The sequence below is a fragment of the Pseudomonas putida genome, from assembly GCF_050989985.1.
Classification (GTDB): domain Bacteria; phylum Pseudomonadota; class Gammaproteobacteria; order Pseudomonadales; family Pseudomonadaceae; genus Aquipseudomonas; species Aquipseudomonas putida_AI.
This window is the reverse complement of the sequence record NZ_CP158815.1, coordinates 1,132,869-1,158,995: the sequence shown is the minus strand read 5'-3', so window position 1 is coordinate 1,158,995 and position 26,127 is coordinate 1,132,869. Positions and strand designations below refer to the sequence as shown.

Below are 26,127 nucleotides of genomic sequence, written 5' to 3'. Positions count from 1 at the left end.
AGTGACATGCTGCGACGCCAGGCTCTGACTTTAGGTAGTTTGCTGCTGGGAGCAGTGACACTGGGCGGCTGGACGCTGTTCAAGCGCAAGGATCAGAGCCCGTTGCTGCTGTCGGCGCGGGACGATACCGACGGCAAGCACTACGCCGTCGGTTATCGACTGGACGGCACCCGGGTGTTTGCCACCCAGGTCGGCCAGCGCTGCCACGACATCATCAACCACCCGAATTTGCCTATCGCCCTGTTCGTTGCTCGGCGTCCGGGCACCGAGAGCTACCTGATCGACTTGCGCGATGGCACGCTGCTGCAAACGGTGACGTCGCAGCCGAACCGGCACTTCTACGGTCATGCGGTGATTCACCACAGTGGCGACTGGCTGTATGCCACTGAGAATGACACCACGGATCCGGGTCGCGGTTTGCTCGGCGTGTACAAGTTCGAAGGTGAGCGCCTGGTGCACAGCGGTGAGATTTCCACCCATGGCCTGGGCCCACACCAGGTGTCGTGGATGCCCGACGGCGAAACCCTGGTGGTGGCCAACGGCGGCATTCGCACCGAGGCTGAAAGCCGCGTCGACATGAACCTCGACGCCATGGAACCGAGCCTGGTGCTGATGCAGCGCGACGGTACCCTGCTGAGCAAGGAAACCCTCGCCCAGCAGATGAACAGCGTGCGTCATCTGGGTATCGCCAGCGACGGCACCATCGTCGCCGGCCAGCAATTCATGGGGGCATCCCATGAGCGCTCGGAGCTGCTGGCAATCAAGCGCCCCGGCCAGCCGTTCGTGGCGTTCCCGGTGCCCGAGCACCAGTTGCAGGCCATGGGGCACTACACCGCGAGCGTCGCAGTGCACAGTGACTTGCGCCTGGTCGCGTTGACCGCGCCGCGGGGCAACCGCTTTTTCATCTGGGACCTGGACAGCGGCGAAGTGCGCCTGGATGCGCCCCTTCCCGATTGCGCCGGTGTGGGCGCAGTGGCCGACGGATTCGTCGTGACCTCGGGCCAGGGCCGCTGCCGCTACTACGATTGCCGCCAGACAAACCTTGTTGCAAAACCGCTGGAGCTACCTGCGGGTCTCTGGGACAACCATCTGCATTTGATGGCGTAGTCCCCCCTGTAGGAGCGAGCTTGCTCGCGATGGACGTGAACAATAACGCGTGCTTCCTGAATTAACGCGGCGCGCTTGAGTCCATCGCGAGCATGCTCGCTCCTACAGGTTTTGCGTCCTGAATCAGGGGCTGCCGCAGACTGCGATCTTTTCAGGGTTTTCACGTTCCAATACCTTGCTACCTGTAAAAACTGGCAGTTGGATTCCCCTTCCCAGTCGCGGTAATGTGCCCGACTGTCTCACCTGATTTTCTCCAAGGAACTGGAAATATGCTGCGTCGCCGCATGCTGATCATGTTGGGTGTTGTTCTGCTGATCGTGCTGGTACTGGCCGGGTACAAAGCCTTCTCCATCTACACGATGATTCAGGGTTTCTCCGCGCCCAAACCGCCCATCAGCGTCGCCGTGGCCACGGCTACCGAAAAGCCATGGCAGGCCCGTCTGCCGACTGTCGGCACGCTCAAGGCATTGCAGGGCGTAGACCTGAGCCTGGAGACCGACGGCACGGTCATCGATTTGCAGTTCGAATCAGGGCAGAAGGTCAAGGCCGGCCAACCCCTGCTGCGACTCGACAGCGCCGTGGAAACTGCCTTGCTCGAAACCGCCCAGGCAGATCTTGGGCTGGCCCAGCTCGATTTTGGCCGTGGCAGCCAATTGGTCGGCAGCCAGGCCATTTCCAAAGGTGAATTCGACCGACTCTCGGCAGTGCTGAAAAAGAGCAAGGCCACGGTCAACCAGCTGAAGGCGGCACTTGGCAAAAAGAGCATCGTCGCACCGTTCAGCGGGACCATCGGCATTCGTCAGGTGGACGTCGGCGACTACCTGGCCAGCGGCACCATGATCGCCACCCTGCAAGACCTCAGCAGCCTCTACGTCGACTTTTATGTGCCGGAGCAGTCGGTACCGAAAATCGCTCTCGGCCAGCCGGTTGAAATCATTGTCTCGGCTTATCCATCCCAGTCTTTCCCCGGCACCATCAGCGCGATCAACCCGAAACTCGAAAACAGCACGCGCAACATGCAGGTGCGCGCGACGCTGGCCAACCCGGACGGCAAATTGCTGCCGGGGATGTTCGCCAGCCTCCAGGTCATGTTGCCCAACCCGCAACAGCGCATCGTCGTGCCGGAAAGCGCGATCACCTACACGCTCTATGGCAACTCGGTGTATGTCGCCGCACAGAAGAAAGCCGAAGACGGCAGCGTGGAGAAAGACGACAAGGGCCAGCCGATCCTGGTCGCCGAACGACGTTTCGTCGAAACCGGCGAACGGCGCGACGGGATGGTCATGATTACCAAAGGCGTGCAGAACGGCGAAACCGTCGTCACGGCCGGCCAGATCAAACTGGATAACGGCGCACACATCGCCATCAGCGATGACAAGACCCTGGCCGAGAAGAACAGCCAGCCACGCGCTGACTGATCAAGGAATCCACATGGCTTTTACCGATCCGTTCATCCGCCGCCCGGTACTCGCGACCGTGGTGAGCCTGCTGATTGTGCTGCTGGGCTTCCAGGCCTGGAGCAAGCTGCCGCTGCGCCAGTATCCGCAAATGGAAAACGCCCTGATCACGGTCACCACCGCGTACCCCGGGGCCAACGCCGAAACCATCCAGGGCTACATTACCCAGCCGATGCAACAGAGCCTGGCCAGTGCCGAGGGCATCGACTACATGACTTCGGTCAGTCGCCAGAACTTCTCGGTGATTTCGATCTACGCGCGTATCGGCTCCAACAGTGACCGCCTGTTCACCGAGCTGCTGGCCAAGGCCAACGAGGTCAAGAACCAGTTGCCTCAGGACGCCGAAGACCCGGTCCTGAGCAAGGAAGCCGCCGATGCCTCGGCGCTGATGTACATCAGCTTTTTCAGCAAGGAATTGAGCAACCCGCAGATCACCGACTACCTGTCGCGGGTCATCCAGCCGAAGCTGGCGACCCTGCCCGGGATGGCCGAAGCCGAGATTCTCGGCAACCAGGTATTTGCCATGCGCCTGTGGCTGGACCCGGTGAAACTCGCCGGTTTCGGCCTGACGGCCAGCGACGTGACCAATGCGGTGCGCCAGTACAACTTCCTCTCCGCCGCCGGCGAGGTCAAAGGCGAGTACGTGGTCACCAGTATCAACGCCAGCACCGAACTCAAGTCCGCAGAGGCCTTTGCCGCCATCCCACTGAAGGTCGATGGCGACAGCCGGGTGCTGTTGCGTGACGTCGCGCGGGTCGAGATGGGCGCGGAAAACTACGACACCATCAGTTCCTTCGGCGGCACGCCCTCGGTGTACATCGGCATCAAGGCTACCCCCGGCGCCAACCCGCTGGACGTGATCAAGGAAGTGCGCAAGATCATACCGGACCTTGAAGCCCAGCTTCCGCCCAACCTCAAGGCGGAAATCGCCTACGACGCCACGCTGTTCATCCAGGCATCGATCGATGAAGTCGTGAAAACCCTGTTCGAAGCGGTGCTGATCGTCATTGTGGTCGTCTTCCTGTTCCTCGGGGCCTTGCGCTCGGTAGTAATCCCGGTAGTGACCATCCCACTGTCGATGATCGGCGTGATGTTCTTCATGCAGATGATGGGCTACTCGATCAACTTGCTGACCTTGCTGGCGATGGTGTTGGCCATCGGCCTGGTGGTGGACGACGCCATTGTGGTGGTGGAAAACATCCATCGACACATCGAGGAAGGCAAGACGCCATTGGAGGCCGCCCTCGAAGGTGCGCGGGAAATCGCCATGCCGGTGGTGTCGATGACCATCACCCTGGCGGCGGTGTATGCGCCGATCGGCTTCCTGACCGGGCTGACTGGGGCGCTGTTCAAGGAATTCGCCCTGACCCTGGCCGGAGCGGTGGTGATCTCCGGCATCGTCGCCCTGACGCTGTCACCGATGATGTGCGCCTTCCTGCTGCGCCACGACGAAAACCCGACGGGTCTGGCGCACCGTCTCGATCTGATTTTCGAAAGCCTCAAACGCCGTTACCAAAGCCTGCTGCACGGCACGCTCAATACCCGGCCGGTGGTGCTGGTGTTTGCCGTGATCGTGCTGTGCCTGATTCCGGTACTGCTCAAGTTCACCAAGTCGGAACTGGCGCCGGATGAGGACCAGGGCATCATTTTCATGATGGCCAGCGCCCCGCAACCGACCAACCTCGACTACCTGAACACCTATACCGACGAGTTCGTCTCGATCTTCAAGGCCTTCCCCGAGTACTACTCCTCGTTCCAGATCAACGGTTTCAATGGCGTGCAATCGGGTATCGGCGGCTTCCTGCTCAAGCCCTGGAACGAGCGGCACCGGACCCAGATGCAAATCCTGCCCGACGTTCAGGCCAAGCTCGAGGGCATCGCGGGCCTGCAGATCTTCGGCTTCAACCTGCCCTCCTTGCCGGGTACTGGCGAGGGTCTGCCGTTCCAGTTCGTCATCAACACCGCCAACGATTACGAGCTGCTGCTGCAAGTGGTCGACCGGGTGAAAAAGCGCGCGATGGAATCCGGCAAGTTCGCGTTTGTCGACGTCGACCTGGCCTTCGACAAGCCTGAAGTGGTGGTGGACATCGATCGCGCCAAGGCCGCGCAGATGGGCGTGTCGATGCAAGACCTCGGCGGCACGCTGGCGACCTTGCTGGGTGAGGCGGAAATCAACCGTTTCACCATCGAGGGACGAAGTTACAAAGTCATCGCGCAGGTCGAGCGACCGTTCCGTGACAACCCGGACTGGCTGAACAATTACTACGTCAGGAACAGCAAGGGTGAACTGCTGGCCCTGTCGACCCTGATTACCGTGACCGACCGGGCCCGGCCACGGCAATTGAACCAGTTCCAGCAACTCAACTCGGCGATTCTCTCCGGTGTGCCGCTGGTCAGCATGGGCGAAGCCATCGACACCGTACGCCAGATCGCCCGGGAAGAAGCTCCGGTGGGCTTCGCCGTCGACTACGCCGGCGCGTCGCGACAATACGTGCAGGAAGGCAGTGCCTTGTGGGTAACCTTTGCCCTGGCGCTGGCAATCATCTTCCTGGTGCTGGCTGCACAGTTCGAAAGCTTCCGCGATCCGCTGGTGATCCTGGTGACTGTGCCATTGTCGATCTGCGGTGCATTGCTTCCGCTGTTCCTCGGCTGGTCGAGCATGAACATTTACACCCAGGTCGGGCTGGTGACGCTGATCGGCCTGATCAGTAAACACGGGATCCTGATCGTCGAGTTCGCCAACCAGTTGCGCAAGGAGAAGGGCCTGACACCGCGAGAAGCCGTGGAAGAAGCCGCCTCCATCCGCCTGCGCCCGGTCCTGATGACAACCGCCGCGATGGTATTCGGCATGGTGCCCTTGATCATCGCCACGGGCGCCGGCGCGGTCAGCCGATTCGATATCGGCACCGTGATCGCGACTGGGATGTCGATCGGCACGTTGTTTACGCTGTTTGTACTGCCGTGCGTTTACACGCTACTGGCCAAACCCGACAAACACTGAAGACCATAAAAAAGGCCTCGCATCAGCGAGGCCTTTTATTTTGGCTTCAATCGTTTCAACGCTATGGCCTCAACCCTTGAGACATTCCAAACACGAACAGCAATAAATCGTGATCAGGCTGAGTAGCCACTGATGCTTTGGTAACCCGTGGCAATGGACAACTTTCACCATTGCCTGAACTGAAAACCTGAGTGCGTGGCTGCTCCCATGCAGCCACCGCCAGTGAAGCAACTGCCAAGGCTCCTACTAGAAACAAACCTCGCGCAACTTCGAGTTTCATCGCTATAAACCTTTGATAGCGCTGCCAAACGCCGTCTTGTAAAAGTAGACGAGTTTCCCCCAATCCGCCGGGTTGAACGACGAGTGGCGACGCAGCTGCTTCATATCATGGGCCGCCGCTTGCCCTGGGGTCAGACGCTGCCGACATTTCTCCAGATCGATCAGGGCCACCTCGACATTGGCCGCCTCAGCTTCGCCGGTCACACGCAAAAATACGTGCTTGATATACAGGCAACTGTGCTGCCAACGACCCTTGTGCATACGCGCCAGATTGTCGGCCAGATCCTTCAACACGCGATCATGCACAGCTTCACCGTGACGCTCCCGGCCACCACTGGCGTACCAGTTTTCGATTTCATCGAAACCGTCCAGTGACTTGGTGACCAGCAGTGCGCGCCATTTGTGCACCGGATCGCGCTGTGCGCCGCAGTAAACGATCTGCGGGACGCGAACACCGAGCTTGCTGACGCCAGTGAGGGCATCACGCTCGCGCAGCACCGTTGGCCGGCCAAACGGGTGCAGTAGCGTACGATGGATATGCCCGGTCTGGCGCTTCACATAAAGCAGTTGACCATCACTGCCCATGACCCGCTGAACACCACTTTCTCCACCACGGCGGACATTGGGCTCTTCTACCCAGTCACCGCGCTGATTCCAGAAATAGTCGAAACGGTCCTGGGAACCCATATCCGATCCCTCTGCATACTGCACTGCCATCCTGTTACCTCTTGCGTAATACGTAAACTCGCCACATGGCATAGAGCGGAATAAAGTCCAGTCGTTCCTGAATTCGGAACCCTGCCTGCTCAAATTCCTTTTCTACCGTAGCAGCCGGTAACACAAATCGATTTTGGTAACCTACCTGCCCACGGGTTTTCTCTGCGCGCTTGCGTTTCCAGGCTTTGAAATTGCCGTCCACCCACAGCGAAAGGATCACGCTGTCACGGGAAACACGCTCGAATTCGCGCAAAATAGCCAACCGGTGCTCTGCCTCACCAATGTGATGAAGCAAACGCATACAGAATATGCTGTCGACGGCGTTATCAGGTAACGCGATGTCGAATGCAGAAGTGTGCAAGGGTTGTACCCGTTTCACCACATCGGCCGGTTGTGCCTGTGTGGCGATCTTGATCATGGACTCGGAGTTGTCGGCACCGATGATCACGCGGTTGGGTTTTTCCGCCAGCATTGGCCAGAAACGCCCGGCGCCGCAGGGCAAATCAAGTACAAGTCCTGGTTCACCGACCGATGCCAGAGCCTTTCGAGCCAACTGAACGTCACGCCAGTGCGAAAGCCGACGGCCCAGGCCATCCTTATGCTTACGCAGGTATCGCTGCGCATGTTCGTCGTCATATTTCTCGGAAAAGTCTAGTTTGATCGGGCCGGCCATCATCAAGGTCTCCTGTACTTTTGAATGGCAACCACCTTAGGTAGCGGAATGTCACCGTCAGGTCATCCAATTGTGAAAATTTCGTCATGAAAAGCCCCGAACTATTTCGAAGTTTTACAAGGCGTGCCAGCTGTCAGCATAGCTGGTTCTCAACCGATCATTTTGTATCCGAGTTATACAAATCCACCTGAAAACGACAACCGTTGGGTTCCATGGTGGTCAGGCTAACCGTCCAACCCTGGTTTTCACAGATGCGTTGCACCAATGACAGCCCCAACCCTAATCCTTCCCCGCGCTTTTCCGTTCCCCGCACAAAAGGCTCAAACATCGCTTCGCGTTTTTCCTCGGGGATGCCAACGCCACTGTCCTCCACCGTGAAGCCGTTGCGGGTCAAGGTCAGGCGTATGAACCCTTGCTCGGTGTAATGCAGCGCATTGCGCAGCAGATTGCCCATGACCGCGTGCAGTAACGTCGCGTTGTAACGCGCGTCTTGTGCGCTGCCCGGTTCAAAGATCAGCCGCAGCCCTTTGGTCTCGATCGGCTCGCGCCACAGATTGAGCAGGCCATCGGCCACCTGGCTCACCGATTGCTGCGGCGACATGCTGGCATCTTCGCGTTGTGCACGGGCGAGCATCAGGAAGGTTTGCACCAGTTCGCGCATTTCTTCACTGGCGCGGGCAATTCGCTCCACCTGTGAACGACCGCGCTGATCGATTCGGGGATTTTCCAACAGCAGTTCGCATGAACTGGCGAGCACCATCAATGGGGTACGCAGTTCGTGGCTGACGTCACTGGTAAACAACCGCTCCCGGGTCAATGCCTGCCGCAGGCGTCCAAGGGTCGCATCGAAGGCCACAGCCAGTTCACCGACCTCATCAGCCGCGTAATCCGGGGCCAACGGCGGTGCCAGACCCAGCAACTGGTCGCGGTGGCGCACCTGACGGGCCAACCGCACAACCGGCGCCATGACCTTGCGCGCCAGAACCCAGCCGAGGAAGACCGCCAATGCCAGGCTCAGCACAAAACCCACGAGCACCACGGCGAACAGCACCCGCTCACGCTCTTCGAAGTCACTCTGATCCTGCAGCAGCACATAACGCCGTCCGTCGACGATTTCGACCATCGCGTGGTAGGACAGCTGCTCGCGGAACACCTCGTGAAACCCTGAATCCAGGTGCCGCAAATCCTTGGGCAGCTCGAAATCGCCCGGTCCGCCGCTGAAATAGAACAACTGGTCCGGCTCGGGGCGATGGCTCCAGTCCGAGACGTTATCCATCAGCAACAGACGCTGCAAATCGCCGCCCAGGCCCGCCGAGATCAGTTTTTCTTCCACCAGATGCACGGTCGCCACGATGCCCATGGCGAAGGCGCCGGCCACCAGCGCACTCATCAGTGCAAAGGCAATGATGATCCGCTGAGCGAGGCTCTGCTTAAACTCCATCGCGCCCCTCGGCCAATCGATAACCCACACCGTGCACGGTATGCAGCAAGGGTTTGGCAAACGGCTTATCGATCACCTGGCGCAGCTGGTGGACGTGGCTGCGCAGACTATCGCTGTCCGGGCAGTCATCGCCCCACAAAGCCTCTTCAAGAATTTCCCGGCGCAATACGTGGGGACTTTTCTGCATCAGCACCGCCAGCAACTTCAGGCCCACCGGGTTGAGCTTGAGCAAGCGGCCTTCACGGGTAACTTCCAGGGTGTCGAGGTCATAGTTCAGATCTGCGACTTGCAGGGTCCGACGGCCACCACCCTGGGTGCGGCGCATGACCGCTTCGACACGCGCCGCCAGCTCCGACAGGGCGAAAGGCTTGATCAGATAATCGTCGGCGCCTGACTTGAAGCCTTGCAACCGATCGTCCAGTTGATCACGGGCGGTGAGCATGATTACCGGTGTGTCACGACGGGCATCTTCGCGCAGGCGCTTGCAAAGGGTATAGCCGTCGATACCGGGCAGCATGATGTCGAGCACGATCAAGTCATAGTGCTCGGTGGCTGCCAGATGCAGACCCGACAAACCGTCCTGCGCGCAATCCACGGTGTAGCCTTTGAGCCCCAGGTAATCAGCCAGATTGGCCAGGATATCGCGGTTGTCTTCAACCAATAAAATTCGCATGGGCAACTTCTCCGTACACAGTAACGGCCGTCTTGGCCCGCGCAGCTTAAGGCCAAGTATGGCTCCCGGCTAGGGGAAGGCCACTGAGGAATCAACTCGCTCAACCAATTGGCTGGATTGACAAGTTTTTCACTATCGATTCACACCTTGTCTACAGTGGTTGGTTGAAGCTGTCGCGCCATTGATATAAGGAACGTAGATAATGGACTTTTTGAAGACGGCGCCAATGCGCTTTTTGCTATTGGTTACCGGCTCCTGGCTGATCATTTTTCTTCTGACCCGAACCGTTCTGCTCCTCACCCATCTCGATGAGGCCGGCAGCGGATTTGTGTCGGTATTCGGTATTGGCCTGCTCTACGACCTTGGCTTCCTTGCCTATGCAGCGTTACCCATGGGGCTTTATCTGTTGCTGTGCCCGCCAGCCCTTTGGCGCCGTCGTGGACACCGCTGGTTTCTTCAGGCACTGCTCACCATCAGCCTGTTTGCAATGCTGTTCACCTCCGTAGCCGAGTGGCTGTTCTGGGATGAGTTCGGTGTACGTTTCAACTTTATCGCCGTCGACTACCTGGTGTATTCCGACGAAGTGCTGAACAACCTGCTCGAGTCGTACCCGATCGGCACGCTGCTGAGTATCCTCGCGGTGTTGGCCGTGGCCTTGAGTTTCGTGTTGCGCAAACCCTTCAATGCCGCACTGGATGCCCCGTTGCCGCCCTTGCGTGGTCGCTTGCTCAATGCGCTGGGTCTTTTGCTGGTTGCCGGCCTGAGCCTGCAACTGCTTAGCCAGGACTCCCCGCGCGCCCAGGGCGGCAACGCTTACCAGAACGAGCTGGCAAGCAATGGCCCGTACCAATTCTTCGCTGCGTTCCGTAATAACGAACTGGATTACCCGCAGTTCTACAGCACGCTGCCTTCGGCGGTCGTTGCACAGCAAATTCGCGACGAGCTCAAAGAACCCAACGCCCACTTCGTTGGCGAGGACCCACAGGACATTCGTCGCGACATCGATAACCCGGGCACGCTGCGCAAACCCAACATTGTGCTGGTCACCATTGAAAGCTTCAGCGCCAAATACATGGGTAGCAACGGTGATGAACGCAACCTGACGCCAAACCTGGATGCGCTGCGCAAGCAGAGCCTGTACTTCAACAACTTCTACGCCACCGGCACCCGTACCGACCGCGGCCTGGAAGCCATCACCTTGGCCATTCCTCCTACGCCAGGGCGTTCGATCGTCAAGCGTGTGGGTCGTGAAAGCGGCTTCGCCAGCCTCGGCCAGCAACTCAACGCCGTGGGTTACGACAGTGTGTTTGTCTATGGCGGGCGCGGTTATTTCGACAACATGAATGCTTTCTTCAGTGGCAACGGTTATCGCGTTGTTGACCAGAGCAGCGTCGATGAGTCAGAGATTCATTTCAAGAATGCCTGGGGCATGGCCGATGAGGACCTCTATAAGCAGACACTCAAGCTGGCCGACGCCGACTACGCCCGGCAACAGCCATTTCTGCTGCAATTGATGACGACCTCCAACCATCGTCCTTATACCTACCCGGAGAATCGGATCGACATCAAATCCGGCAACGGGCGCGACGGTGCGGTGAAATACACCGACTATGCCATTGGTCAGTTTCTCGATCAGGCGCGTCAGAAACCCTGGTTCGACAATACTATTTTCGTCTTCGTCGCCGACCACACGGCAGGCAGCGCCGGCAAGGAAGACTTGCCAATCAGCAACTACCAGATCCCATTGTTTATTTATGCACCGAAGTTGATCGAGGCCCGCGAGACTGCACAGCTGGCCAGCCAGATCGACCTGGCCCCCACCTTGCTGGGTCTGCTGAATCTGGATTATCAGTCGACATTCTTTGGGCGTAATCTGTTGCAGGACAATCCGCTGCCACCTCGCGTGGTGGTTGGCAATTATCAGCATTTGGGGTTGTTCGACGGCAAAGACCTTGCGATTCTGAGTCCGCGCCAGGGATTGCGTCGTCACGATGCAGCCTTGACCGAGAGTCGCGAGTCCCAATCCAGCGCCAGCGACCCATTGATCACCCGCGCGATCACCTATTACCAAACCGCCAGTTATGGCTTCAAGCAACAGCTACTTGGCTGGAGGGTGCCCAAGGAGGGCACCGCCCAAGTCAGCAAATGATAACCGGATCGCCCCGGGCTGATGCCCTGGGGCTTTTTCCATTGTCCAGGATTCACCATGTCATCAACCGTTGCCCGCCCTGCCTCTCGACCACTGAACCTATGGGTGTGTCTGGGCGTTCCCCTTGTCACCGCCATCACTCTTGTCCTGCTCGAACTGACTTCACTGGACATGGACCTGGCCAGATTGTTCTACGACCCCGCGGCAGGGGATTTCATCGGGCGCCACAGTTACTTCCTCGAAACCATCCTGCATGACCGGGCCAAGCAGGTGGTCATCGCTTTCTCGGTGTTCGCGATCCTGGGCTTCATCGGTTCGTTTTTCATCGAGAAGCTCAAGCCGTTCAAACGGGAACTGGGCTGCCTGGTGTTGTCGCTTGGTCTGGCAACGTCATTTGTCACGCCCATGAAAGCAGTGACAGCCGTGCAATGTCCGTGGAGCCTGGAACAGTTCGGCGGCCACGAAACCTACAGTGAATTGCTGAGCCCTCGCCCACATACCGACAAACCCGGACGCTGCTGGCCCGGCGGACATGCGGCGACCGGATTCACGCTGTTTGCGCTGTTCTTCGTGTTGCGCGACCGTCGCCCGCGGTTGGCCCGCGCGGCGCTCGCCTTCGCTTTCGCATTGGGCTCGGTGTTTTCCATCGGCCGGATGATGCAGGGCGCGCACTTTTTCTCGCACAACGTGTGGACGGCGGTGTTCTGCTGGCTGATTTGCCTGGGGTCGTATTACTGGATCCTGTATCGACCGATGGGCAAGGATGAACTTGCAACCAAGGCAGAACCGGTCAGCGCCTGATCTGGCCTCTTCGCGGGCAAGCCTCGCTCCTGCAAGTCCACGGCGTACGCAAGTACTGCGACCGGCTTCAGGAGCGGGGCTTACCCACAAAATGGCCCCTTGATCCAACACACTTTTCTGACTGGCAATAAAAAACCCCGCCTGCTTTCGCAGGCGGGGTTTTTAGTATCGGGGTAAGGCTGGCTTACATCATGCCGCCCATGCCGCCCATACCGCCCATGTCTGGCATGCCGCCGCCAGCTGGAGCGTCTTTCTTCGGTGCTTCAGCAACAGCAGCTTCGGTGGTCAGGATCAGACCGCCGATCGAGGCTGCGGCTTGCAGAGCCGAACGGGTTACCTTGGTTGGGTCCAGGATACCCATTTCGATCATGTCGCCGTATTCGCCAGTCGCAGCGTTGAAGCCGAAGCTGCCTTTGCCGTTCTTGACCTTGTCGACGACTACGCTTGGCTCGTCGCCGGAGTTGGAAACGATCTGGCGCAGTGGAGCTTCTACAGCGCGACGCAGAACTGCGATACCCACGTTCTGATCAGCGTTGTCGCCTTTCAGTTCGGTCAGTGCTTCCAGAGCACGGATCAGGGCTACGCCACCGCCAGGTACCACGCCTTCTTCAACGGCTGCACGGGTAGCGTGCAGGGCGTCTTCAACGCGGGCTTTCTTCTCTTTCATTTCAACTTCGGAGCCAGCGCCAACCTTGATCACTGCAACGCCGCCAGACAGTTTGGCCAGACGCTCTTGCAGTTTTTCACGGTCGTAGTCCGAGGAAGTTTCGGCAACCTGGGCACGGATCTGAGCGATACGCGCTTCGATGTCGCCCTGTACGCCAGCACCGTCAACGATGATGGTGTTTTCCTTGGTCAGGGTGACGCGCTTGGCGTTACCCAGGTGCTCCAGGGTGGTGCTTTCCAGGCTCAGGCCGATCTCTTCGGAGATGACGGTACCGCCGGTCAGAACGGCGATGTCCTGCAGCATGGCCTTGCGACGGTCACCAAAGCCTGGAGCCTTGACGGCTGCGACTTTAACGATACCGCGCATGTTGTTCACAACCAGAGTCGCCAGGGCTTCGCCTTCAACGTCTTCGGCCACGATCAGCAGTGGACGGCCGGCTTTGGCAACGGCTTCCAGTACTGGCAGCATTTCGCGGATGTTCGAGATCTTCTTGTCGACCAGCAGGATCAGCGGGCCGTCGAGCTCGGCAACCATGGTGTCCGGCTTGTTGACGAAGTACGGGGACAGGTAGCCACGGTCGAACTGCATGCCTTCAACGACCGACAGTTCGTTTTCCAGGCCCGAGCCTTCTTCAACGGTGATCACGCCTTCTTTACCGACTTTTTCCATGGCTTCGGCAATGATGTCGCCGATGGAGTTGTCGGAGTTGGCGGAGATGGTACCTACCTGAGCGATGGCCTTGGTGTCGGCGCATGGCTTGGACAGGGCTTTGAGTTCCTTGACGATCGCGATGGTCGCTTTGTCGATACCGCGCTTCAGGTCCATCGGGTTCATGCCGGCAGCGACGGCTTTCAGGCCTTCGTTGACGATCGATTGAGCCAGAACGGTAGCGGTGGTGGTGCCGTCGCCTGCGTCATCGTTGGCCTTGGAGGCAACGTCTTTGACCAGCTGCGCGCCCATGTTTTCGAAACGGTCTTCCAGTTCGATTTCCTTGGCTACGGAAACGCCGTCCTTGGTGATGGTCGGAGCGCCGAAGCTCTTCTCGAGGATCACGTTACGGCCTTTCGGGCCCAGGGTCGCTTTTACCGCGTCAGCCAGAACGTTGACACCAACGAGCATTTTCTTGCGAGCGGAATCGCCGAATTTAACTTCTTTAGCAGCCATGATCGATATTCCTTAAATACTTTGTAGTAGCGGGAAAATGAGCGGGAAATCAGCCTTCGATAACAGCGAGAATCTCGTTCTCAGCCATTACCAGCAGGTCTTCGCCGTCGACTTTCACAGTGTTGCTGCCGGAGTAAGGACCGAACACGACCTTGTCGCCCACTTTTACGGACAGTGCACGCACTTCACCGTTTTCCAGCACACGGCCGGTACCTACAGCGAGGATTTCGCCGCTGTTGGCTTTTTCGGCAGCCGAACCTGGCAGGACGATACCGCCAGCGGTTTTCTTTTCTTCTTCGCTGCGACGGATGACGACGCGGTCATGCAGAGGACGAAGCTTCATTGTCGATCTCTCCTAATTGTGGTTTTCATCGGCCGGTGTAGTCCCGGCGGGTTAACAAAGTCCGGCGGTGCCGGGTGCGGCTCGACAAGCGAGACGCGGAAGTCTGTCTGGCGTAATTGCCAGAAACCTTGCGGTGACCGTTACATAAGGGCGCATAAGCTTATTACAAGGGCGGGGGTCGAAAAATTTTCAGGTCGATTCCCCGCAAACGAACACGGCACCCGAAGGTGCCGTGTCGATACGAGCGGTTACTTGCTGTCGCGGTGTTCGAATTCGCCTTCGATCACGTTGGGCTCGCGGCCCAGCGGCTCACGCGGCGAGGGACCGCCACGGGGTTGAAGGTCGTCGGCGAACGCACGCTGGCGCATCGACTGTTCCTCGGCACGCTGGCGCATTTTATTGGCCAGCAGGCGACGGCTCATCGGCAACAGCATGATCAGGCCGATCACGTCGCTGATGAAACCCGGAAGAATCAACAAACCGCCAGCCAGTGCCAACATCAGGCCTTCGAGCATGGTCTGCGCAGGCAGCTCGCCCCGATTCAGGCTTTCACGAGCACGCAACGCGGTGGCCAGACCGGCTACCCGCAACACGAAAACACCGAACATCGAGCCAAGAATGATCAGCAGCAGGGCCGGGAAAAACCCGATAGACCCTGCCACCTTGACGAATACGAACAGCTCCAGCACCGGAAACAGCAGAAAGAGCAACAAAAAAGGGCGCATCAAATAGTTCCTCAACGCAAGAATGCCTTGCCAGTTCAACTTAGATGACGTCGCCGTTTCGTGAATTCAAGCATCGGCCACTTCATTTTTCGGCCAATGCTCGGCGTGAGCCAGGAAAACCAAGGCTTCGCGCACTTGTGTCGGGGTATTACATGGGGCTTGGAACGGCAACCAATAGACCCCCTGGCCGATGCGCAGGTGCATGCCTTCGCAATCAATCCCGACCATCTGTGCCGGTGCTGTTTTCGGCAGTCCAGCCAAGTCGACGTAGTGCGCAATGGCCTTGGCATGATCGGCGTTCATGTGTTCGACCATGCTCACTTCAGCCTTGCCCGCGAACGGGTTGGCCAGGGTCAGGTCGTTGACCCAGTGGATGGCGCCAAAGCCGCCGATGTATCGGTGACGCACCGGTTCCAGCACCCAGAAATCGAAATCGTGGGCCTTGTGATAATTGCGCGAGTCGGGGAAGTAACGATAGTAGCGCTCGGCAGCGGCTTCGATGGCAGCCTCGTCCTCGATCAGTCGGGCCTCGGCCAGATAAGTCAGGCGCCCCACGGCCTGCACGTCCTCAGCTTCGCGCTCGCCCACCAGCAAAGAACACTTCGGATCCTTTTGCAGGTTGTGGGTGTGCTGGGCAATCCGGCTGATCAGGATCAACGGCCGCCCCAGCGCGTCCAGACAGTACGGAACCACGGAACCGAACGGGAATCCGGGCATGGCCTTGGAGAGCGTCGACAGGACTCCGCGGTATTCCTTGAGCAGCAATTCTCGTGCATGCTTGGCAACTTCAACGCTCAATTTATGACTCCTTATATAGAATCCGTCAGAAAAACGGACGGGCGACTGATGAAAGTTTCAGTACGCCATCGGGGCAGTTCTCATGTGCAGCCAGGCCACGTCAGGCGCAGATCGAGAGGCTCTCTAAAGGAAACCACTCAGACCTGACACCGGGGCATGCGAATGCAACTCACTGACAAAGTAATCATTATCACTGGCGGTTGCCAGGGTTTAGGCCGATCCATGGCCGAGTATTTCGCCGCCCGGGGCGCGAAGCTGGCCTTGGTCGATCTCAACCAGGAAAAGCTCGACGAGGCCGTGGCCGCCTGTCAGGCCAAAGGTGTCGAAGCCCGCGCCTACTTGTGCAACGTGGCCAATGAAGAGCAAGTGACTCACATGGTCGCTCAGGTCGCTGACGACTTTGGTGCGATCCATGGCCTTATCAACAACGCCGGGATCCTGCGCGACGGGCTGCTGCTCAAGGTCAAGGATGGCGAGATGACTAAAATGAGCCTGGCCCAGTGGCAGGCAGTCATCGACGTCAATCTGACCGGTGTGTTCCTGTGCACCCGTGAAGTCGCGGCGAAAATGGTCGAGCTGAACAATAGCGGCACGATCATCAATATCTCGTCGATCTCCCGTGCTGGCAACGTCGGCCAGACCAACTACTCCGCCGCCAAGGCCGGTGTCGCCGCCGCGACCGTGACCTGGGCCAAGGAACTGGCACGCTACGGCATTCGTGTGGCCGGCATTGCGCCGGGCTTCATCGAAACCGAGATGACCTTGGGGATGAAGCCTGAAGCACTGGAGAAAATGACGTCCGGTATTCCGCTCAAGCGCATGGGCAAGCCAGAAGAGATCGCCCATTCGGCGGCCTACATTTTCGAGAACGACTACTACACCGGTCGGATTCTGGAAATGGATGGCGGGTTGCGGATCTAAAAGCACCGCATAAGCAATGTGGGAGCGGGCTTGCTCGCGAAAGCGCTGGATCAGTCAACTTATCTGTTGAATGACGCCCCGCATTCGCGAGCAAGCCCGCCCCCACATTTGATCGTGTTTCTTCAGCGGATCAATCGTCGCTGATTGTGATGTTCGGCATTGCCGGCGTTGCCGCTTCCTGCAACACAATCCGCGCGCCCACGTGGCGAGCCAATTCCTGGTAAACCATGGCGATCTGGCTGTCCGGCTCGGCGATGACCGTCGGCTTGCCGCCATCGGCCTGTTCACGGATGACCATCGAAAGCGGCAGCGACGCCAGCAGCTCGACGCCGTACTGGCTGGCCAGCTTCACGCCGCCGCCCTCACCGAACAGATGCTCCGCGTGCCCGCAATTGGAGCAGATGTGCACCGCCATGTTTTCCACCACGCCCAGCACCGGGATGTTGACCTTGCGGAACATCTCCACGCCCTTGCGCGCGTCGAGCAGGGCCAGGTCCTGAGGCGTGGTGACGATGACCGCGCCGGCCACCGGGACTTTCTGCGCCAGGGTCAACTGGATGTCACCGGTGCCTGGCGGCATGTCGATGACCAGGTAATCCAGGTCGCCCCATGCGGTCTGGGTCACCAGTTGCAGCAAGGCGCCGGACACCATGGGCCCGCGCCAGACCATCGGCGTGTTGTCATCGGTGAGGAACGCCATGGACATCACTTCAACGCCGTGGGACTGGATCGGCACGAACCACTTCTGATCCTTGATCTGTGGGCGGGTGCCTTCGGCGATGCCGAACATGATGCCTTGGCTCGGGCCGTATATATCGGCATCGAGGATGCCGACTTTGGCGCCTTCGCGGGCCAGGGCCAATGCCAGGTTGGCAGCCGTTGTGGACTTGCCTACGCCGCCCTTGCCGGAGGCCACCGCCACCACGTTTTTGACGTTGGCCAGGCCCGGAACCTGCGCCTGAGCCTTGTGCGCGGCAATGACGCTGGTGATATCGACACGGGCTGCCGCTACGCCATCCAGACCTTCGATGGCCATTTGCAGCATTTGCGCCCAACCACTTTTGAACAGACCGGCGGCGTAGCCCAGCTCGAGCTGAACGCTGACGCGGTCGCCCTGAACATCGATGCTACGCACGCATCCGGCGCTAACCGGGTCCTGGTTCAGGTAAGGGTCGGTGTACTGGCGAAGAACGGCTTCCACCGCTGCGCGATTGACGGCGCTCATGGGCAACTCCGATAACGGGACTGGAAAATCGAGGGGGGTATCGTACCTGTTCTGATCGCTCGGCGGGATGGCGAAAATATCGCCATCACTGATTGAATCATCGGAGGAAATGGCCCCAAGGGTGAAAAATAAACGCCGGCGCTTTATAGTGGCCGACCTCCGTTTCATCAAGTAGCCGAGCCCCATGTCCGAGCCACGCAAGATTCTCGTCACCAGCGCCCTGCCCTATGCCAATGGTTCGATTCACCTTGGCCATATGCTGGAATACATCCAGACCGATATGTGGGTGCGCTTCCAGAAGCACCGCGGCAACCAATGCATTTATGTCTGCGCCGACGACGCCCACGGTTCGGCGATCATGCTGCGCGCGGAGAAGGAAGGCATCACCCCGGAACAACTGATCGCCAACGTCCAGGCTGAACACAGCGGCGACTTTGCCGATTTCCTGGTGGACTTCGACAACTTCCACTCCACTCACGCCGAAGAAAACCGTGAGCTGTCGAGCCATATCTACCTGAAGCTGCGCGACGCCGGGCACATCGCCACGCGTTCGATCACCCAGTATTTCGACCCGGAAAAGAAAATGTTCCTGGCCGACCGCTTCATCAAGGGCACCTGCCCGAAATGTGGCACAGAGGATCAGTACGGCGACAACTGCGAGAAATGCGGCGCAACCTACGCGCCAACCGACCTGAAAGATCCGAAGTCGGCCATCTCCGGCGCGACGCCGGTGCTCAAGGATTCCCAGCACTTCTTCTTCAAGTTGCCGGACTTCCAGGAAATGCTGCAAACCTGGACCCGTAGCGGCACTCTGCAAGATGCCGTGGCCAACAAAATCGCCGAATGGCTGGATGCCGGCCTGCAACAATGGGACATCTCCCGTGATGCGCCGTACTTCGGCTTCGAAATTCCAAACGAGCCAGGCAAATATTTCTACGTGTGGCTGGATGCGCCGATCGGTTACATGGCGAGCTTCAAGAACCTGTGCAACCGCACGCCGGAGCTGGACTTCGACGCGTTCTGGGGCAAGGACTCCACCGCCGAGCTGTACCACTTCATCGGCAAGGACATCGTCAACTTCCACGCCCTGTTCTGGCCAGCCATGCTCGAAGGCGCGGGCTACCGCAAGCCTACCGGTATCAACGTGCACGGCTACCTGACCGTCAACGGTCAGAAAATGTCCAAGTCCCGTGGCACCTTCATCAAGGCCCGGACCTACCTGGATCACCTGTCGCCGGAATACCTGCGCTACTACTACGCCTCCAAGCTGAGCCGTGGCGTCGACGACCTGGACCTGAACCTCGAAGACTTCGTGCAGAAGGTCAACTCCGACCTGGTCGGCAAAGTCGTCAACATCGCCAGCCGTTGCGCCGGCTTCATCCACAAAGGCAATGCCGGCGTGATGGTCGACACCAACGCCGCGCCGGAGCTGACCGAAGCGTTCCTGGCCGCCGCCCCTGGCATCGCCGACGCCTATGAAGCCCGCGATTTCGCCCGCGCCATGCGCGAGATCATGGCCCTGGCCGACCGCGCCAACGCCTGGATCGCCGACAAGGCACCGTGGTCGTTGAACAAACAGGAAGGCAAGCAGGATGAAGTCCAGGCCATCTGTGCCACCGGCGTCAACCTGTTCCGCCAGTTGGTGATCTTCCTCAAGCCCGTGCTGCCGCTGCTGGCCGCCGATGCCGAGGCGTTCCTGAACGTCGCGCCATTGACCTGGAACGATCACGCTTCCTGGCTCGCCAACCACCAGTTGAACGAGTTCAAGCCTCTGATGACCCGAATCGACCCGGTCAAAGTACAGGCCATGACCGACGCTTCGAAAGAAGACCTGACCGCCAGCCAGACCGACACCGGTTCAGCTGCACCTGCCGGCAATGGCGAACTGGCCAAGGATCCGCTGTCCCCGGAAATCGAGTTCGACACCTTTGCCGCAGTCGACCTGCGCGTCGCCCTGATCGTCAAGGCCGAACACGTGGAAGGCGCCGACAAGCTGTTGCGCCTGACCCTGGACATCGGTGACGAGCAGCGCAATGTGTTTTCCGGCATCAAGAGCGCTTATCCGGACCCGTCCAAACTCGATGGTCGCCTGACCATGATGATCGCCAACCTCAAGCCACGGAAAATGAAGTTCGGCATCTCCGAAGGCATGGTGATGGCAGCCGGTCCTGGCGGTGAAGAGATCTACTTGCTGAGCCCTGATAGCGGCGCCAAGCCTGGTCAGCGGATCAAGTAAGGTACAGCGGCAAACCGATCCCACAGTCGTGCCTGGCGCGACTGTGGGATTTTCATGTCCGGGCACCCTCCGCCCCGGTCGGATAATGCCTAAGCTTTTTAGACCATCTTCTGTGGGAGCGAGCTCGCTCGCGATGGTCGTTAACGATAATGCGTGCCTCCGGGATGATCGCAGCGCTCTTGTGCCCATCGCGAGCAGGCTCGCTCCTACAAAAACCACCGTTCCTGTCGGCACGACCATGACCGAAGCATTTCTCACGCTTGTCAGCACCGCCCTGATCAACAACCTCGTGTTGCATTGGCCGCTGGGTGTCGATCCGCTGCTGAACAGCCAACGCAGGCAAGTGCATGCCCTGGGCCTTGCGACGACGTGCCTGATGTTTTTGGTCGGCCTGCTCGGCTACGCGCTCTATCATTGGCTACTGATCCCGCTGCAGATCACGTCACTGAGCCTGTTTGTATTCCTGCCCCTGAGCGTGCTGTTGATCAGCCCTTTGCTCACAGGTCTGTCAAAGGTGTTTCCAACTCTGTCGTTCGAAGGCCTCTGGCCGCTGCTGCTGGGCAATGCCGGTGTGCTCGGCGTGGCGCTTTTCAATGTGCGCAACGATCAGGGATTCCTGGCGGCCACGGCCCTGAGCCTGGGCGCCGGACTCGGATTCTGGCTGGTGCTGAGCCTGTTCAGCGATCTGCGCCAACGCACAATCGATAACGATGTTCCCCTGCCCTTTCGCGGCCTGCCGATCGACCTGATCGGCGCCGGACTGATCGCAGTGGCTTTTCTCGGATTCAGCGGACTGATCAAAACATGAGTCTGATTCAACGCATCGACGCGCTCTTGCCCCAGACCCAATGCGGCAAATGCGGTCATCCCGGATGCAAGCCCTACGCTGAAGGCATTGCCAACGGCGAGCCGATCAACAAGTGCCCACCGGGCGGCAACGAAACCATCAATGCCCTGGCCGAACTGCTGAACGTGCCGGTACTGGAGCTGGATGTAAGCCGTGGTCCGGCCCCGGCGCAGATCGCCTACATCCGCGAAGCCGAGTGCATCGGCTGCACCAAATGCATCCAGGCGTGCCCGGTGGATGCCATCGTCGGTGCGGCCAAGCTGATGCACACGGTCATCATTGATGAATGCACGGGTTGCGATCTGTGTGTGGCGCCCTGCCCGGTGGATTGCATCGAAATGCGGCCACTGCCGATAGCCACGGTTCTGCCGATTGTCGGTGGCCTGGCGTTCAGCCTCGAAGAGCAACGGGCCCGCGCTGCCAAACGCAATCATGCACGGCGCCGCTTTGAACAACGCAATGCCCGGCTGCACCGCGAAGAACAACAGAAAGCCGCCGAGCGCCAAGCCCGTGCGCAACGGGCCGCCCAGCCCGCTGAAGCGATCCTCGACCCGGTGCAGGCTGCGCTTGAGCGCGTGCGCGCACAGAAAGCCGCTAATGCCGATGCGGCACTGAAAAAAGCCAAGATCGATGTGGCGATGAGCCGGGCACAACTGAACAAATCCCTCAAGGCATTCGGTCATCCGCCGACGTTTGAACAGCAGTCGCAGCTGATTGTGCTGCAACAACAATTCGAGGCTGCCGAGCAGGCCCTGGCGCAACTGGAAAACGCAGCACCCACAACCCCGGTTCCCGCGCCTGCGGCCGCTCCGGCGAAGAACGCCGAATTGAATCGGGCAAAGATCCAATTGGCCATGCGCCGCGCCGAGCTGAAAAAGGCTCAAGCCGCCCAGGCATCCGCCGAACAGATCGAAGCCCTGGAACGTGCACTCGGCGAAGCCGAGCGCCTGGTGGATGCCCATGCCACCTCTTGAGTCGGTCGACACTCGCCTGCAACAGGCCATGAAACTGGTGCTCCTGGCGACGCTGCCGGGAATGCTGGCGATGTTCTGGTTTTATGGCTGGGGAGTGTTGATCAACCTGCTGCTGGCCTGCATCGGGGCATTGGCCGCTGAGGCGGCTGTGCTGCGCCTGCGCAAGCGTGCCCTCAAGCCGACCTTGAGCGACGGCAGTGCCCTCGTCAGCGCCACCCTGTTGGCTCTTGCCCTGCCGCCCTATTGTCCGTGGTGGCTCACCATCAGCGCCGCCGTGTTGGCCATGCTGCTGGGCAAGCACTTGTACGGCGGCGTCGGCAGTAATCCGTTCAACCCGGCGATGCTCGGTTTCGCTTTGGTGATGGTGTCCTTTCCACAACCGATGACCCAATGGCCCGCGGCCCATGGCTTGGATCTGTGGAGCGGCCTGCAGCAGGTCTTCGGTTTCGGTCAACAGCCGGATGCCTGGGTTCGCGCCACTGCACTGGACAGCCTGCGAATCAACAAAAGCCTGACCATGGGCGAACTGTTCTCGACGAATCCCGCGTTTGGCCACTTCGGCGGTCGCGGCGTGGAATGGATCAACCTGGCCTTTCTCGCGGGGGGCGCGTTCCTCCTGCAGCGACGGGTGTACAGCTGGCATGCGCCAGTCGGCATGCTCGCCAGCCTGTTCATCATCAGCCTCCTGTGCTGGAACGGTTCGGGTTCGGATTCCAATGGCTCGCCGTTGTTTCATCTGCTCACGGGCGCCAGCATGCTGGGTGCGTTTTTCATCATCACGGAACCGGTATCCGGCGCCAGAAGTCCCGGCGCGCGATTGCTGTTCGGGATCGGTGTCGGCCTGCTGACATACCTGATTCGCACCTGGGGCGGGTACCCGGACGGCGTGGCCTTTGCCGTGCTGTTGATGAACCTGTGTGTGCCGATGCTTGAGCGGCTTGTCGCTGCCAGACAGGAGCGAACTGCACCATGAGCCGCCTGTCGAGCGTTGCCATTCTTGGTTTGCTGGCCGTCCTCGGGATAGGACTGACCTGGGTCGCGCTACAAAGCAGTACTCCGAGAATTGCAGCGCAGCAACGTCTGATCGACAGCCGTAATCTGCTGGACCTGCTACCGCCCGACAGTTACGACAATCAGCCCCTGGAGCAACCGCTCGCGCTGGAAAATCCAACGCTGGGCAACAGCACACTGCTGACGGGTTTCCGTGCAACCAAAGCCGGCCAGCCCTATGCCGTCCTGTTGCGCAGCCAGACCCTGGGATATGAGGGCAGCATCGAGTTGCTGATCGCCATCGACCTCAATGGCAGGCTGATTGGTATCAAAACCGTGAAACAGGTGGAGACGCCGGGACTCGGAGCTCGGATCGGTGAATGGCCCAATGCGTGGCTCAAGCTGTTTTCCGGAAAATCCCTCAGCGACCCGGGCGATAACGGCTGGGCATTGAAAAAAGATCAGGGACAATTCGACCAGATTGCCGGGGCAACCATCACATCAAGAGCCGTGATCAACGCCACTCACGATGCACTGCGCTACTTTGACGAACACCGGCAACAACTGCTCGGGAGCCCTTCCCATGAGTAAATCACCGCTGCTACAGAACTCATTGATGCTCGCACCACTGATCGGTGCCACCGGCTCAGTCATGAGCGCTCTGGGCCTGTGGTTGATGTTCTTGGTGGTGATCGGGGTTTTCGGCGGGGTGATGAGTGTATTGCGGCCACGCCTGCATGCATCAACGCATTTGCTGGCAAGCGTGATACTTGGCGCAACCCTGACCAGTTGCGCCCTGCTCTGCGTGCAACTCTGGTCGCTGCAATGGCATCACCAGATGGGAATTTATTCGGCGTTGATCGCGTTGCAATGTGTCGTGCTGGAGCACTGGGGATTCTTCCACACCAGTTGGCGAAATCGCCTGCGCCTGTGTGGCCTGTTTGGCGCCTTGATGGTGGGCCTGGGCCTGCTGCGTGAACTGCTCGGCTCCGGCACGCTCGGCGCTCATCTATCGTGGCTGGCCGGGGGGATACAAACGGATTGGCAAGGCTGGATGTTGACCGCCGACGGTGGTTTGCGTGTGGTCGCCCTCGCCCCCGGCGGCTTCATTCTGTTGGGATTGCTGGTCGCCGCATGGCAGGCCTGGCACCGTCCGAAACCTGAACAATGATTGCTTTCAAGGAAACGCACTGCCCATGAATGCCGCAAAACGCCTGGAAATTTTCCGCAGGTTGCATGAAGACAATCCGGAGCCGAAGACCGAACTGGCCTACTCGTCCCCCTTCGAGTTGCTGATTGCGGTGATCCTGTCGGCACAATCGACCGACGTCGGCGTCAACAAAGCCACAGCAAAACTGTTCCCGGTCGCCAATACGCCTGCGGCGATTCATGCATTGGGGGTCGAGGGGCTGTCGGAGTACATCAAGACGATCGGCCTGTTCAACAGCAAGGCGAAGAACGTGATCGAGACCTGCCGGTTGCTGGTCGAGCGCCACGCCGGCGAGGTACCGCAGACTCGCGAAGAGCTGGAAGCCCTGCCCGGCGTGGGCCGCAAGACCGCCAACGTGGTGCTCAATACCGCATTCCGCCAACTGACGATGGCGGTCGACACCCATATCTTCCGGGTCAGCAACCGCACTGGCATTGCACCAGGCAAAAATGTGGTCGAGGTCGAGAATAAACTGATGAAGTTCGTGCCCAAGCAGTACCTGCTCGACTCCCATCACTGGCTGATCCTGCACGGACGCTATGTTTGCCTGGCCCGCAAGCCTCGCTGTGGCAGTTGCCGCATCGAAGATTTGTGCGAATACAAGCACAAGACATCGGACGATTGAGCCTCTATTAAAATTGCTGATATATCGATTGAAAAAATCTTTTTTACCCGCCGGGCGATTATCGATATAAGGAGCGCCAAAGGCCTTCTTAGCCTGAGGTAACTAAATGAGCACTGGCAAAGAGCAATTGGACGTAGATGATGAGTTCACAGCCGCTGAAGCGGATGAAGCTGAACCGGTTGTCGAAGTAGCGAAAACCAACCTGAGCAAACGCCGTACCATCGATAACCTTCTGGAGGAGCGCCGACTGCAAAAGCAATTGGCCGATTACGATTTTGACTTATGACACCTGAAAGCCTCCCGAAACGGAGGCTTTTTTCATTGTGCAGCATTGAGAGATTTGCCCGCTCATCACAATCGTCACCCCCGGAATAGAGTCACACTATTCCATTGCGTTGAGCCAGTTCAATCAAGTCAACCAGTGAGCGCGCGTTGAGTTTCAATAACAGGCGTGTCTTGTAAGTACTGACGGTCTTGTTGCTCAGAAACATTCCATCGGCAATCTCCTTGTTCGTCTTGCCTCTGGCCAACTGTTGCAACACCATCATCTCCCGCCCCGACAGACGATCCACCATATCCGCCTCACTGGCGTTACCCAGACTTGCACGCACTGTATGCAAGGCCTGATTTGGAAAATAGCTGTAACCGGACAACACCGCCTTTATTGCACTGAGAAGTTCGGTCAGATCCTGTTGTTTGCATACATATCCGGCGGCCCCCGACTGCATGCAGCGCATGGAAAAATGCCCGGGCGCCTGGGAAGTTAATATCAGCACCTTGATCGGCATGGCCGCCGACGCAAGTCGCGCGATAACTTCCAGCCCGTCCAGTTTCGGTATTCCGATATCCAGAATGACAATATCTGGCATGAACTCCCGTGCCATTTGCAATGCATCCACACCGTTATCGGTTTCTGCGACAACTTCGTAGCCATGACGCTCCATCAACATACGTACCGCAAGACGAATGACGGGATGATCATCCACGATCAGCACTTTATTCATGGGCAGGTCCAATTTTCGCTGTTCGAATTTTTAGAGCCCGCACAATAGCCTAGTCGTTTCACCCGTTGCATGTCGCGCCCCCCGGCGACCTTCACCGAGA

At 58.9% G+C, this 26,127-nt stretch carries 25 protein-coding genes; 14 read left to right on the top strand and 11 right to left on the bottom strand.

Going from position 1 to position 26,127, the window contains the following annotated elements:
* The first annotated feature begins 6 nt into the window (after nt 1-6).
* The 3 genes from ABTV29_RS05510 (at nt 7) to ABTV29_RS05500 (ending at nt 5,565) form a co-directional block, all read left to right on the top strand.
* Nucleotides 7-1,107 carry a DUF1513 domain-containing protein gene (locus ABTV29_RS05510; protein WP_433769176.1) on the top strand — a complete coding sequence of 367 codons (1,101 nt, stop codon included), beginning with the start codon at nt 7-9 and terminating at the stop codon, nt 1,105-1,107.
* Nucleotides 1,108-1,376: 269 nt separating this feature from the next.
* Nucleotides 1,377-2,525: an efflux RND transporter periplasmic adaptor subunit gene (locus ABTV29_RS05505; protein WP_433769175.1), complete on the top strand. Its 1,149-nt coding sequence runs from the start codon at nt 1,377-1,379 to the stop codon at nt 2,523-2,525.
* Nucleotides 2,526-2,538: 13 nt separating this feature from the next.
* Nucleotides 2,539-5,565: a multidrug efflux RND transporter permease subunit gene (locus ABTV29_RS05500; protein WP_433769174.1), complete on the top strand. Its 3,027-nt coding sequence runs from the start codon at nt 2,539-2,541 to the stop codon at nt 5,563-5,565.
* 61 nt (nt 5,566-5,626) lie between these two features.
* On the opposite strand, the gene ABTV29_RS05495 is transcribed toward ABTV29_RS05500, so the two are convergent.
* The 5 genes from ABTV29_RS05495 to colR form a co-directional block, all read right to left on the bottom strand.
* On the bottom strand, nt 5,627-5,845 hold the full coding sequence (locus ABTV29_RS05495) for a hypothetical protein (RefSeq protein ID WP_433769173.1): 219 nt from the start codon (nt 5,843-5,845) through the stop codon (nt 5,627-5,629).
* 2 nt (nt 5,846-5,847) lie between these two features.
* Nucleotides 5,848-6,561: a lipopolysaccharide kinase InaA family protein gene (locus tag ABTV29_RS05490; protein WP_433769172.1), complete on the bottom strand. Its 714-nt coding sequence runs from the start codon at nt 6,559-6,561 to the stop codon at nt 5,848-5,850.
* A gap of 4 nt (nt 6,562-6,565) precedes the next feature.
* Complete coding sequence (locus ABTV29_RS05485) at nt 6,566-7,234, bottom strand: class I SAM-dependent methyltransferase (protein ID WP_433771753.1); 669 nt, start codon at nt 7,232-7,234, stop codon at nt 6,566-6,568.
* 157 nt (nt 7,235-7,391) lie between these two features.
* Nucleotides 7,392-8,675 (bottom strand): sensor histidine kinase, encoded by a 1,284-nt coding sequence (locus tag ABTV29_RS05480; RefSeq protein WP_433769171.1) that lies wholly within the window; start codon nt 8,673-8,675, stop codon nt 7,392-7,394.
* Complete coding sequence (gene colR / locus ABTV29_RS05475) at nt 8,665-9,348, bottom strand: two-component system response regulator ColR (RefSeq protein WP_110964693.1); 684 nt, start codon at nt 9,346-9,348, stop codon at nt 8,665-8,667. Before colR ends, ABTV29_RS05480 begins: the two co-directional genes overlap by 11 nt.
* Before the next feature lie 202 nt (nt 9,349-9,550).
* On the opposite strand from colR, the gene ABTV29_RS05470 reads away from it, so the two are divergent.
* Both ABTV29_RS05470 and ABTV29_RS05465 read left to right on the top strand, forming a co-directional pair.
* Nucleotides 9,551-11,497 (top strand): LTA synthase family protein, encoded by a 1,947-nt coding sequence (locus ABTV29_RS05470; protein ID WP_433769170.1) that lies wholly within the window; start codon nt 9,551-9,553, stop codon nt 11,495-11,497.
* Nucleotides 11,498-11,554: 57 nt separating this feature from the next.
* Entirely contained in the window at nt 11,555-12,298 is a 744-nt protein-coding gene (locus ABTV29_RS05465) for a phosphatase PAP2 family protein (protein ID WP_433769169.1), read from the top strand.
* 184 nt (nt 12,299-12,482) lie between these two features.
* Here the strand turns inward: ABTV29_RS05465 and groL are convergent, their stop codons facing one another.
* From groL to ABTV29_RS05445, 4 genes are all read right to left on the bottom strand, one after another.
* Entirely contained in the window at nt 12,483-14,129 is a 1,647-nt protein-coding gene (groL, locus tag ABTV29_RS05460; RefSeq protein ID WP_110964696.1) for a chaperonin GroEL, read from the bottom strand.
* A 49-nt stretch (nt 14,130-14,178) separates the two neighbouring features.
* Nucleotides 14,179-14,472, bottom strand: coding sequence for a co-chaperone GroES (locus ABTV29_RS05455; RefSeq protein WP_110964697.1), 294 nt, complete (start codon nt 14,470-14,472; stop codon nt 14,179-14,181).
* Between the two features lie 248 nt (nt 14,473-14,720).
* Nucleotides 14,721-15,197, bottom strand: a complete 477-nt coding sequence (locus tag ABTV29_RS05450) for an FxsA family protein (protein WP_433769168.1) — start codon at nt 15,195-15,197, stop codon at nt 14,721-14,723.
* Between the two features lie 66 nt (nt 15,198-15,263).
* Nucleotides 15,264-15,995: a HugZ family protein gene (locus ABTV29_RS05445; RefSeq protein WP_433769167.1), complete on the bottom strand. Its 732-nt coding sequence runs from the start codon at nt 15,993-15,995 to the stop codon at nt 15,264-15,266.
* A gap of 162 nt (nt 15,996-16,157) precedes the next feature.
* Between ABTV29_RS05445 and ABTV29_RS05440 the strand changes: the two genes are divergently transcribed.
* Nucleotides 16,158-16,916, top strand: a complete 759-nt coding sequence (locus ABTV29_RS05440; RefSeq protein WP_433769166.1) for an SDR family oxidoreductase — start codon at nt 16,158-16,160, stop codon at nt 16,914-16,916.
* 130 nt (nt 16,917-17,046) lie between these two features.
* Here the strand turns inward: ABTV29_RS05440 and apbC are convergent, their stop codons facing one another.
* Nucleotides 17,047-18,141, bottom strand: a complete 1,095-nt coding sequence (apbC, locus tag ABTV29_RS05435; protein WP_433769165.1) for an iron-sulfur cluster carrier protein ApbC — start codon at nt 18,139-18,141, stop codon at nt 17,047-17,049.
* A 184-nt stretch (nt 18,142-18,325) separates the two neighbouring features.
* Between apbC and metG the strand changes: the two genes are divergently transcribed.
* The 8 genes from metG to ABTV29_RS05395 all read left to right on the top strand — a co-directional run bounded on the left by metG (nt 18,326) and on the right by ABTV29_RS05395 (nt 25,309).
* Nucleotides 18,326-20,377 (top strand): methionine--tRNA ligase, encoded by a 2,052-nt coding sequence (gene metG / locus ABTV29_RS05430; RefSeq protein WP_433769164.1) that lies wholly within the window; start codon nt 18,326-18,328, stop codon nt 20,375-20,377.
* A gap of 238 nt (nt 20,378-20,615) precedes the next feature.
* Entirely contained in the window at nt 20,616-21,185 is a 570-nt protein-coding gene (locus tag ABTV29_RS05425; protein ID WP_433771750.1) for an electron transport complex protein RnfA, read from the top strand.
* Nucleotides 21,182-22,198: an electron transport complex subunit RsxB gene (gene rsxB / locus ABTV29_RS05420; RefSeq protein WP_433769163.1), complete on the top strand. Its 1,017-nt coding sequence runs from the start codon at nt 21,182-21,184 to the stop codon at nt 22,196-22,198. The genes ABTV29_RS05425 and rsxB overlap by 4 nt, the downstream gene beginning before the upstream one ends.
* On the top strand, nt 22,185-23,171 hold the full coding sequence (locus ABTV29_RS05415; protein ID WP_433769162.1) for an RnfABCDGE type electron transport complex subunit D: 987 nt from the start codon (nt 22,185-22,187) through the stop codon (nt 23,169-23,171). The genes rsxB and ABTV29_RS05415 overlap by 14 nt, the downstream gene beginning before the upstream one ends.
* Nucleotides 23,168-23,779, top strand: a complete 612-nt coding sequence (locus ABTV29_RS05410) for an RnfABCDGE type electron transport complex subunit G (RefSeq protein WP_433769161.1) — start codon at nt 23,168-23,170, stop codon at nt 23,777-23,779. The genes ABTV29_RS05415 and ABTV29_RS05410 overlap by 4 nt, the downstream gene beginning before the upstream one ends.
* Nucleotides 23,772-24,359, top strand: a complete 588-nt coding sequence (locus ABTV29_RS05405; protein WP_433769160.1) for an Rnf-Nqr domain containing protein — start codon at nt 23,772-23,774, stop codon at nt 24,357-24,359. Before ABTV29_RS05410 ends, ABTV29_RS05405 begins: the two co-directional genes overlap by 8 nt.
* A 25-nt stretch (nt 24,360-24,384) precedes the next feature.
* Nucleotides 24,385-25,023 carry an endonuclease III gene (gene nth / locus ABTV29_RS05400; protein WP_433769159.1) on the top strand — a complete coding sequence of 213 codons (639 nt, stop codon included), beginning with the start codon at nt 24,385-24,387 and terminating at the stop codon, nt 25,021-25,023.
* 106 nt (nt 25,024-25,129) lie between these two features.
* On the top strand, nt 25,130-25,309 hold the full coding sequence (locus ABTV29_RS05395; RefSeq protein ID WP_433769158.1) for a PA3496 family putative envelope integrity protein: 180 nt from the start codon (nt 25,130-25,132) through the stop codon (nt 25,307-25,309).
* Nucleotides 25,310-25,400: 91 nt separating this feature from the next.
* On the opposite strand, the gene ABTV29_RS05390 is transcribed toward ABTV29_RS05395, so the two are convergent.
* Nucleotides 25,401-26,027, bottom strand: a complete 627-nt coding sequence (locus ABTV29_RS05390; RefSeq protein WP_433769157.1) for a response regulator — start codon at nt 26,025-26,027, stop codon at nt 25,401-25,403.
* Between the last annotated feature and the right edge of the window lie 100 nt (nt 26,028-26,127).

Excerpts from the sequence above, each read along its gene's own strand:
- ABTV29_RS05505 (WP_433769175.1), top strand. The coding sequence starts at position 1,377 with ATGCTGCGTCGCCGCATGCTGATCATGTTGGGTGTTGTTCTGCTGATC.
- ABTV29_RS05465 (WP_433769169.1), top strand. The coding sequence starts at position 11,555 with ATGTCATCAACCGTTGCCCGCCCTGCCTCTCGACCACTGAACCTATGG.
- ABTV29_RS05415 (WP_433769162.1), top strand. The coding sequence starts at position 22,185 with ATGCCACCTCTTGAGTCGGTCGACACTCGCCTGCAACAGGCCATGAAA.
- ABTV29_RS05470 (WP_433769170.1), top strand. The coding sequence starts at position 9,551 with ATGGACTTTTTGAAGACGGCGCCAATGCGCTTTTTGCTATTGGTTACC.
- metG (WP_433769164.1), top strand. The coding sequence starts at position 18,326 with ATGTCCGAGCCACGCAAGATTCTCGTCACCAGCGCCCTGCCCTATGCC.
- ABTV29_RS05405 (WP_433769160.1), top strand. The coding sequence starts at position 23,772 with ATGAGTAAATCACCGCTGCTACAGAACTCATTGATGCTCGCACCACTG.
- ABTV29_RS05480 (WP_433769171.1), bottom strand. The coding sequence starts at position 8,675 with ATGGAGTTTAAGCAGAGCCTCGCTCAGCGGATCATCATTGCCTTTGCA.
- ABTV29_RS05485 (WP_433771753.1), bottom strand. The coding sequence starts at position 7,234 with ATGGCCGGCCCGATCAAACTAGACTTTTCCGAGAAATATGACGACGAA.
- colR (WP_110964693.1), bottom strand. The coding sequence starts at position 9,348 with ATGCGAATTTTATTGGTTGAAGACAACCGCGATATCCTGGCCAATCTG.
- rsxB (WP_433769163.1), top strand. The coding sequence starts at position 21,182 with ATGAGTCTGATTCAACGCATCGACGCGCTCTTGCCCCAGACCCAATGC.
- ABTV29_RS05410 (WP_433769161.1), top strand. The coding sequence starts at position 23,168 with ATGAGCCGCCTGTCGAGCGTTGCCATTCTTGGTTTGCTGGCCGTCCTC.
- ABTV29_RS05390 (WP_433769157.1), bottom strand. The coding sequence starts at position 26,027 with ATGAATAAAGTGCTGATCGTGGATGATCATCCCGTCATTCGTCTTGCG.
- nth (WP_433769159.1), top strand. The coding sequence starts at position 24,385 with ATGAATGCCGCAAAACGCCTGGAAATTTTCCGCAGGTTGCATGAAGAC.
- ABTV29_RS05500 (WP_433769174.1), top strand. The coding sequence starts at position 2,539 with ATGGCTTTTACCGATCCGTTCATCCGCCGCCCGGTACTCGCGACCGTG.
- ABTV29_RS05510 (WP_433769176.1), top strand. The coding sequence starts at position 7 with ATGCTGCGACGCCAGGCTCTGACTTTAGGTAGTTTGCTGCTGGGAGCA.
- ABTV29_RS05395 (WP_433769158.1), top strand. The coding sequence starts at position 25,130 with ATGAGCACTGGCAAAGAGCAATTGGACGTAGATGATGAGTTCACAGCC.
- ABTV29_RS05450 (WP_433769168.1), bottom strand. The coding sequence starts at position 15,197 with ATGCGCCCTTTTTTGTTGCTCTTTCTGCTGTTTCCGGTGCTGGAGCTG.
- ABTV29_RS05490 (WP_433769172.1), bottom strand. The coding sequence starts at position 6,561 with ATGGCAGTGCAGTATGCAGAGGGATCGGATATGGGTTCCCAGGACCGT.
- apbC (WP_433769165.1), bottom strand. The coding sequence starts at position 18,141 with ATGAGCGCCGTCAATCGCGCAGCGGTGGAAGCCGTTCTTCGCCAGTAC.
- groL (WP_110964696.1), bottom strand. The coding sequence starts at position 14,129 with ATGGCTGCTAAAGAAGTTAAATTCGGCGATTCCGCTCGCAAGAAAATG.
- ABTV29_RS05495 (WP_433769173.1), bottom strand. The coding sequence starts at position 5,845 with ATGAAACTCGAAGTTGCGCGAGGTTTGTTTCTAGTAGGAGCCTTGGCA.
- ABTV29_RS05440 (WP_433769166.1), top strand. The coding sequence starts at position 16,158 with ATGCAACTCACTGACAAAGTAATCATTATCACTGGCGGTTGCCAGGGT.
- ABTV29_RS05455 (WP_110964697.1), bottom strand. The coding sequence starts at position 14,472 with ATGAAGCTTCGTCCTCTGCATGACCGCGTCGTCATCCGTCGCAGCGAA.
- ABTV29_RS05425 (WP_433771750.1), top strand. The coding sequence starts at position 20,616 with ATGACCGAAGCATTTCTCACGCTTGTCAGCACCGCCCTGATCAACAAC.